The organism is Sporosalibacterium faouarense (genome assembly GCF_016765695.1).
Taxonomy (GTDB): Bacteria; Bacillota; Clostridia; order Tissierellales; family VENL01; genus Sporosalibacterium; species Sporosalibacterium faouarense.
Map to the genome: position 1 here is coordinate 67425 of NZ_JAETGO010000030.1, position 7589 is coordinate 75013.

A 7589-nucleotide genomic window follows, 5' to 3' on the forward strand; every position below is an offset into this window, starting at 1 on the left:
CTCTAATTTATTAGATAAGTAGAGGTGGCTTAATCGTGGAATATATGAACAAATACATTAAGAGATATTGGAAACCGTTTATTACAGCAATATTCTTTTTGACAATTGAGGCTGTAAGTGATTTACTACAACCTACCATAATGGCTAAAATAGTTGATGTAGGAGTTGTCAATAGAGATATGGAGTATGTCTTACATATGGGAATGATAATGCTCTTAGTTACAGCTTTCGGGGCGGTAGGAGCTATTACACGGAATATAGTTTCTAGTAATGTATCACAAAAATTTGGTAGTGAATTAAGATCAGATCTTTTTAGAAAGATTCAAACACTATCTTTAGATAAGATAAATCAATTTGAAACCGCATCATTAATAACAAGACTTACTAATGATGTAACTCAGGTGCAGAACTTTGCTCATAGAATGATGCGTATTTTTGTTAAAGCGCCTATATTATGTGTAGGAGGGCTCATAATGGCAACTATACTAAGTCCTAAAATGGCCATCGTTCTAGCTATTGTAGTACCCATAGTTGCTTTATTGATAGCTTTAAATATGAAGGTCGGTTATCCATATTATAAAAAAGTACAGAAATCCTTAGATAAAGTAAATGGTGTGCTGAGAGAGTATTTAGAAGGTATAAGAGTTGTGAAGGCTTTTAATAGATTTTTCTTTGAAACAAATCGCTTTGAAAATGCAAATCAAGATTATACGGATATTTCCATGAAGGCATTACGGCTAACAGCAATATTTTCACCTGCAATTACTTTTGTTGTAAATCTTGGGATAATAGCAGTTCTTTGGTTTGGAGGTATATCAGTAGATAATGGTAATCTAGAAGTAGGCAAAATTATAGCCTTTATAAATTATATGACTCAAATTCTATTTTCCTTGATGATGATTTCTATGGTATTTAATATGTTTGTACGAGCAAGAGCTTCGGTAGAGCGTATAGGTGAAGTCTTTAAGCAGAAAAATGATATGGTAGAGAAAGAATTTGATTGCAATATATATAAAGATATAAAAGGACAAGTTGATTTTGAAGAAGTATATTTTTCCTATAAAGGATATTCTAGCGAGCCTATACTTAAAAATATTAACCTATCTTTTTTACCAGGAGAAACGATTGGTATCATTGGGCCTACTGGCTCAGGTAAAAGTAGTCTTGTTAGTCTTATACCGAGATTTCATGATACTTCTTCGGGAGTAGTAAGGGTTGATGATTTAGATGTAAAGGAATTGAATCCTAAACAGTTAAGAGAGAAAATAGCTATTGTACCTCAGGAAACAAAATTATTTACTGGAACGATTCTTGAAAATATTAGATGGGGAAATAAAAATGCTACTTTAGAGGAAGTTGAATCTGTGGCTAAAATAGCGCAGGTTCATGATTTTATTTCATCAATGACCAGTGGATATAATACAGTATTAGGACAAGGTGGAGTGAATTTATCGGGCGGACAAAAACAAAGGGTTTCAATTGCTAGAGCTTTAATCAAAAGACCAGAGATATTAATATTGGATGATAGTACTAGTGCTCTGGATATAACTACTGAGACTAAAATAAGAAATGATTTAAAGGAATACTCAAAGAATTTAACATGCATTACTATAGCCCAGCGTATTACTTCTGTTATGGGATGTGATAAAGTAGTTGTTTTAGAGGATGGAGAGGTAGTAGGATTAGGGACACATGACAAACTAATTGAAGAATGTGATATTTATAAGGATATTTATCATTCTCAGATAGGCAAGGAGGCGATGTAGCTATGTCCAAAGCTAATAAACAAGAAAATAAAAATACTAAAGCAGCTATGGGAATGAGAAGTGGAGGACGTAGACCAAGGGGAATGCCTGTTGTTAAGCCTAAGAACTTTAAAGGGACTATGATGAAATTATGGAAATACTTCAGTAGAGAAAAGAAATTACTTTTATTACTTCTTTTATTTGTAGTGATTACTGCTGGAATAGGGTTATCAGTTCCGTATTTAATTGGTAGAGCAATAGACACAATATCTAATGAATCAGGAATTATTGATTTCAATATACTAGGGATTATTGTTGTTGTGATATTAGTAGGATATCTCACAACTGCAATTATAACTTTTTTTCAGGGATGGATTATGGCAGGTATATCCCAGAGAATAGTTAAAAGTCTTAGAACAGCGTTATTTGATAAGCTTCAAGTTTTACCTATATCTTATTTTGATTCCCATGCCCATGGTGAAACCATGAGTAGATTAGCAAATGATATAGAAAATGTAAGTACAACTATATCCCAGTCTACTATACAACTTATGTCAAGCGGAATAACGATTATTGGTTCATTTATCATGATGCTTATTTTGAGTCCATTACTGACCTTTGCTAGTATTATAACAATACCTTTAGTTTTGTTAGTAACAAAAGTAATAACAAAGAGAACTAAGGTATTTTTTAAGGAACAGCAAAGGAAGTTAGGAAAATTAAATGGACATATAGAAGAAACCATTTCAGGAATATTAGTAGTTAAGGCTTTTAATCGTGAGGAAGAGATAATTAAGGAATTTGATGATGTCAATAAGGAATTGCGCAATGTAGGAATTAATGCTCAAGTATGGTCAGGATTTATCATGCCATTAATGAATGTAATTAAAAACATTGGATTCACAGCAGTTGCAGGGGTTGGTGGGGTTTTAGCTGTTAGGGATTTAATAACTATTGGAGTAATTGCTAGCTTTATAAGCTATTCCAAGCAATTTGTAAGACCCCTTAATGATTTTGCCAGCATTTTCAATACATTACAATCGGCTGTGGCAGGTGCAGAAAGGGTTTTTGAGGTATTGGAAGAGGCTGAGGAACCAAAAGACTTACCTAAAGCTAAAGACTTGAAAAAATGTAATGGTCACGTAAGATTTGAAAATGTTTCATTTGGTTATCAAAGTGATATTCCTGTTCTAAGAGATATTAGCTTTGATACAAATGGAAAAAACAGTATAGCCTTAGTTGGGCCAACTGGAGCAGGAAAGACTACAATAGTTAATTTGCTTGCTCGATTCTATGACGTTACTAAAGGACGAATAATGATAGATGGCTTAGACATAAGAGAATACACAAGGGATAGTTTAAGGAAAACATTTGGTATTGTACTACAGGATACTTATTTATTTGCAGATACAATAAAAGAAAATATCAGATATGGTCGATTGGATGCTTCCGATGAGGAAATAAAAGAAGCAGCTATAATGGCTAATGCCCATAGTTTTATAAAACATATGTCAGATGGATATGAAACTAAGCTTTCTGAACGAGGTTCGAATTTAAGCGAGGGACAAAGACAGTTGATTGCCATAGCTAGAGCTATCTTGTCTAATCCTTCTATTTTAATTTTAGATGAAGCAACAAGTAATGTCGATACTAGAACAGAATTGCATATTCAAGAGGCTATGTTGAAATTGATGGAGGACAGAACTAGCTTTATTATTGCCCATAGATTGAGTACAATAAGAAATGCTGATGTTATAATGGTTATTGATAATGGAGGAATTGTTGAAAGTGGAGATCACGAATCACTAATTAATCAGCGAGGTATATATTACGAGATGTATAATAATCAATTTGAAAATACGAGGAAGGTCATTTGAAAAATTACATACTTGAGGAAATTACATATTAAAATTTTATGCAAGATTATACCCCAAATGGAGATTACTTATAAAACTATATGTTCTTTAAAATTAATAGTAAAACAACAAATTATTAGAGTTAGAAGGATATAATCCTTAAAAGAGCTTTAATGTACAATTTCTTTATAAAAAATGTTTATATTCTATAATAATATAAGCAAGATATCATTATGTGTTTATCAAGAAATAAAAGACCTCTTTCATCACATAGTATAGATGAACAGAGGTCTTTTTCTTACTAAAAAAATAAAGAAATTATTATAATTAGATGGAATGTCCAATGTAAGTTATTAGTATATGGTATTCCCAATCCTTCAAAGCTTGAAACACATTTGTGGGCTTTAAGGGCTAATGGGAATGTAAGAAAAACTAAACTAGATGCTAGAGGATATAACCCAACTATAATATATAATATGGTCAATGTAAATGCACCAAAGACTAAGAACCTATATAAATACTTACTTAGTTTGCTTCCTATTCTAACACTAAGAGTACCAAGACTCAATCTTGTATCTCTAGTAAAATCCCTCATTTCATTACTAATCATTAATGCAGGAATGAAAAAGGCTGGTGGCAATCCAATAAGGATTGGGTACCAAGAAAATTCAAGACTAAATGGAAAATAAGCTCCAAAGATCATTAGTGGTCCCATAAGAATAAATGAAAGGGGAACACCTAAGCCATGTCTCTTATATACAAAGGGTTCGCCAGTGTATGCATAAGCTCCGACTACTCCAATAAGTCCAATAAATAACATATTAATATTAGTAATGTAGATTAAATATAATCCAATAAGTGCAGCACCGCCAAAGCAAGTCATGCCCCATAGAAATACTAAAACATCAAAATAAGTTCGTTCAGCACCTAGGAACACGATTTTTCTTCCACTAGGTCTATAATATCTAAAGGAACCTTCGAAATAATCGTTAATTAAGTTAGCCCCGCCTTGGGCAAGTATACCTGCAACTGTTATTAATACAATTTTTATTATAACATGGGGGAGAGTATCATTACTCATCAAGCCTTTTCTATATGCAGCCATTATGCCCAATGTAGTTGAGCCAACGGCCAAAGTTAAAGATAATGGTCTAAAGGCAATCCATAAATCTTTTACAAGCTTCTTGAAATAGGCTGAGTCTCTTTTAAAACTAGCTTCATTACTCATAAAAATCATCCTTTTCTTTTAGTTTGTAGATATAATTTAGATTAAGAATATGTTATAAATATAACTTAGCATAAAGTTTCCTAAATAATTATTTCACAATAGTAATAGAAAATCAACAAAATTAGTGATAATATGACATGATTTATATATTAAATATTTTTATATAATATTGAAATTTATGCTGTTTAGGGTTACAATACTAAAGAAAGATAAAATTATAACAAATTACTTATGTATAACGCACAGGGGGTATAAAGATGACATTTAAGAAAATATTTTTAGGATTACTTGCACTTAGCTTAGTTTTAGCAGTTGGTTGTAGTGCCCCAGATTCAAATGAGAATGATGAGGCTAATACTGAAAATCTTGAATTAACTATTGGATTGATGCCAGCAGTAGACTCAGCACCTATGTTTTTAGCAAAAGAAAAAGGATATTTTGAGGAACTTGGATTAGACCTAAATATTCAAATTTTCAATAATGGACAAGATAGACAGAGTGCATTACAAACAAACAGTATTGATGGAGCAATGACTGATTTTATTGCTGTAGTAACAAATATAAATGGTGGTTTTGATATAAAAGCTACTACTATGACATCAGGGAAATTTCCTGTTTTGGTTAAAAAAGACTTTATAGATAAGAAAGATATAAAGGTTGGTATGATGGAAGTTAGCGTTTCTAATTTCTTGATAGATGAATGGTTAGGAGATAAATATAATATTGAAAAAGTATTTATAAATGAAATTCCTGCAAGACTTGAAATGCTTAAAACGGGTAATTTAGATATGGGGTTATTCCCAGAGCCTGTGGCATCAATGGGTGAGCTAGGTGGACTTGAAAAGAAAATATATGAGCTAAAGAATGGATATTGCCCAGATGTAATGGTATTTACAGGAAAGGCACTAGAAGAAAAGGAAGAAGCAATTAAGCTTTTTCATCAAGGATATAATAAAGCTATAGAAGATATTAATAGTAATGAAAATGAAGCAAGAGAGATACTAATTGAAAAGTTACAATTAAACCCTGAAATAAAGGATAACATTTTATTACCTAATTATACTAAAGTTTCTTTACCAGATGACGCTTATTTAGAAAATATAATCAATTGGGTTGAAGAGGTATTAAATCAAGAGGTGAACGTAACACCTAGTGATTTAACTGAAGGGAAGTTTATAGACAATGATTCAAATTAAGAACTTAGATTTTTCCCATGGAGATGAAAAGGTTTTAAATAATATAAATATTGACATAGAAAAGAACACTACATGTGCTATTATTGGGCCTTCGGGATGTGGGAAAACTACCCTGCTATATTTACTAGCAGGGCTTCTTTCTATTAATAGAGGGGAAATATTAATTAATGGTGAAGAATGGAATAACTGTCGTAGAGAGACAGGAGTGATTCTTCAGAACTACGGACTTTTGCCTTGGAAAACAGTGTGGAACAATGTTTCTCTTGGATTAAAAGTTAGAGGATTAAGCAAAAAAGAGATAGAATATAAAGTTAGTTCAATATTAAATGAATTAAAAATAACAGACCTAAAAGATAAGTATCCTACTCAATTGAGTGGAGGTCAAAAACAGAGAGTTGCTATAGCTAGAACCTTAGTGACAAATCCTGATTTATTACTGTTAGATGAGGCAACCTCTGCTTTAGATGCTATGACGAAGGAACATATTCAAAATTTAATTCTTGATGTTTATAAGAAAAGATCAATGACTCTTGTGTTTGTAACTCATAGCATAGAAGAAGCTGTATTCTTAGGTCAGAAAATTATCATTATGGAAAAGACAAAAATTAAGAAAGTTATTGATAATCCTTATTTTGGAGCAGAAGAGTTAAGAAAGAAAATTGATTATTATAATCTATGTCTTGAGGTAAGGAAATGGCTTGAGGATGGTGAAAGCCAATGAAGTCTATAGCGAAAATATTAAGAAATAAAACCCTCTATGGCACTCTAATGGTATTTATCATTTGGTATATCTTATATCTATCTATTAACTCACCTATTATACCTAGTCCTTATGGTACTGTAAAGGAGTTTATAAAGTCTCTACGAGGATTATTGGCGTTACATCTGTTAGCTAGTTCAATTAGAATAGTTTTTGCTGTAATAATATCACTGGTAGTAGGTGTTCCATTAGGTCTATGGGTAGGGAGAAATAATACTGCAGATGCTATTATTTCGCCTATAGTTTATATATTATATCCTCTGCCCAAAATAGCATTCTTACCTATATTTATGATATTATTTGGTATCGGTGATTTATCAAAAATAATATTGATTATAAGTATAATTGTATTTCAAATATTAATAGCTGCAAGGGATGGGGTAAAAGAGATACCGAAGGAATTGTTCTTCTCAGTATCTTCTATGGGAGTTGGTAAAATAGGTATATACAGACACTTGATTTTACCGGCTGTTTTACCTAAACTGTTGACAGGATTACGCATAAGTGTAGGTATCAGTATATCGGCTCTATTCTTTTCAGAGAACTTCGCAACAAGCTACGGTATAGGGTATTATATAATGAATGCTTGGACCATGGTTAATTATAAAGATATGTTTGTAGGGATATTGGCATTAAGCATTTTAGGCATGGTTTTCTTTAAAGGTTTAGATTTATTAGAAAAGAAGGTTTGTCCATGGATTTATGTTGAAAAGAAATAGGGGTGACAATCCCCTATTTTATTTATTTTGGTGTGCCCAGCATGGGCACAGTCTATAGGGTGAAAGTCCTGAACACCGAAGGTGA

General features: G+C 32.0%; 6 protein-coding genes. 5 read left to right on the forward strand and 1 reads right to left on the reverse strand.

The genetic code is table 11. The features are described 5' to 3' along the window. The first annotated feature begins 44 nt into the window (after positions 1-44). Positions 45-1766, forward strand: a complete 1722-nt coding sequence (locus JMO20_RS04730) for an ABC transporter ATP-binding protein (RefSeq protein WP_207753434.1) — start codon at positions 45-47, stop codon at positions 1764-1766. 2 nt (positions 1767-1768) lie between these two features. Next, a complete protein-coding gene (locus JMO20_RS04735; protein ID WP_202708389.1) occupies positions 1769-3622 on the forward strand; it encodes an ABC transporter ATP-binding protein in 1854 nt (617 codons plus the stop codon). Between the two features lie 280 nt (positions 3623-3902). On the opposite strand, the gene JMO20_RS04740 is transcribed toward JMO20_RS04735, so the two are convergent. Beyond that, positions 3903-4829 carry a prenyltransferase gene (locus tag JMO20_RS04740; RefSeq protein WP_202708390.1) on the reverse strand — a complete coding sequence of 309 codons (927 nt, stop codon included), beginning with the start codon at positions 4827-4829 and terminating at the stop codon, positions 3903-3905. Between the two features lie 257 nt (positions 4830-5086). On the opposite strand from JMO20_RS04740, the gene JMO20_RS04745 reads away from it, so the two are divergent. Genes JMO20_RS04745 through JMO20_RS04755 form a run of 3 tightly spaced genes read left to right on the forward strand, consistent with a single transcriptional unit; the run spans position 5087 to position 7504 of the window. Further along, positions 5087-6025: an ABC transporter substrate-binding protein gene (locus JMO20_RS04745; protein ID WP_202708391.1), complete on the forward strand. Its 939-nt coding sequence runs from the start codon at positions 5087-5089 to the stop codon at positions 6023-6025. After that, positions 6012-6746 carry an ATP-binding cassette domain-containing protein gene (locus JMO20_RS04750; protein ID WP_202708392.1) on the forward strand — a complete coding sequence of 245 codons (735 nt, stop codon included), beginning with the start codon at positions 6012-6014 and terminating at the stop codon, positions 6744-6746. Before JMO20_RS04745 ends, JMO20_RS04750 begins: the two co-directional genes overlap by 14 nt. After that, positions 6743-7504 (forward strand): ABC transporter permease, encoded by a 762-nt coding sequence (locus JMO20_RS04755; RefSeq protein ID WP_202708393.1) that lies wholly within the window; start codon positions 6743-6745, stop codon positions 7502-7504. The genes JMO20_RS04750 and JMO20_RS04755 overlap by 4 nt, the downstream gene beginning before the upstream one ends. Positions 7505-7589 lie beyond the last annotated feature (85 nt).

Coding starts and splice junctions, on each gene's coding strand:
- JMO20_RS04730 (WP_207753434.1), top strand. CDS start 45: ATGAACAAATACATTAAGAGATATTGGAAACCGTTTATTACAGCAATA.
- JMO20_RS04735 (WP_202708389.1), top strand. CDS start 1,769: ATGTCCAAAGCTAATAAACAAGAAAATAAAAATACTAAAGCAGCTATG.
- JMO20_RS04740 (WP_202708390.1), bottom strand. CDS start 4,829: ATGAGTAATGAAGCTAGTTTTAAAAGAGACTCAGCCTATTTCAAGAAG.
- JMO20_RS04745 (WP_202708391.1), top strand. CDS start 5,087: ATGACATTTAAGAAAATATTTTTAGGATTACTTGCACTTAGCTTAGTT.
- JMO20_RS04750 (WP_202708392.1), top strand. CDS start 6,012: ATGATTCAAATTAAGAACTTAGATTTTTCCCATGGAGATGAAAAGGTT.
- JMO20_RS04755 (WP_202708393.1), top strand. CDS start 6,743: ATGAAGTCTATAGCGAAAATATTAAGAAATAAAACCCTCTATGGCACT.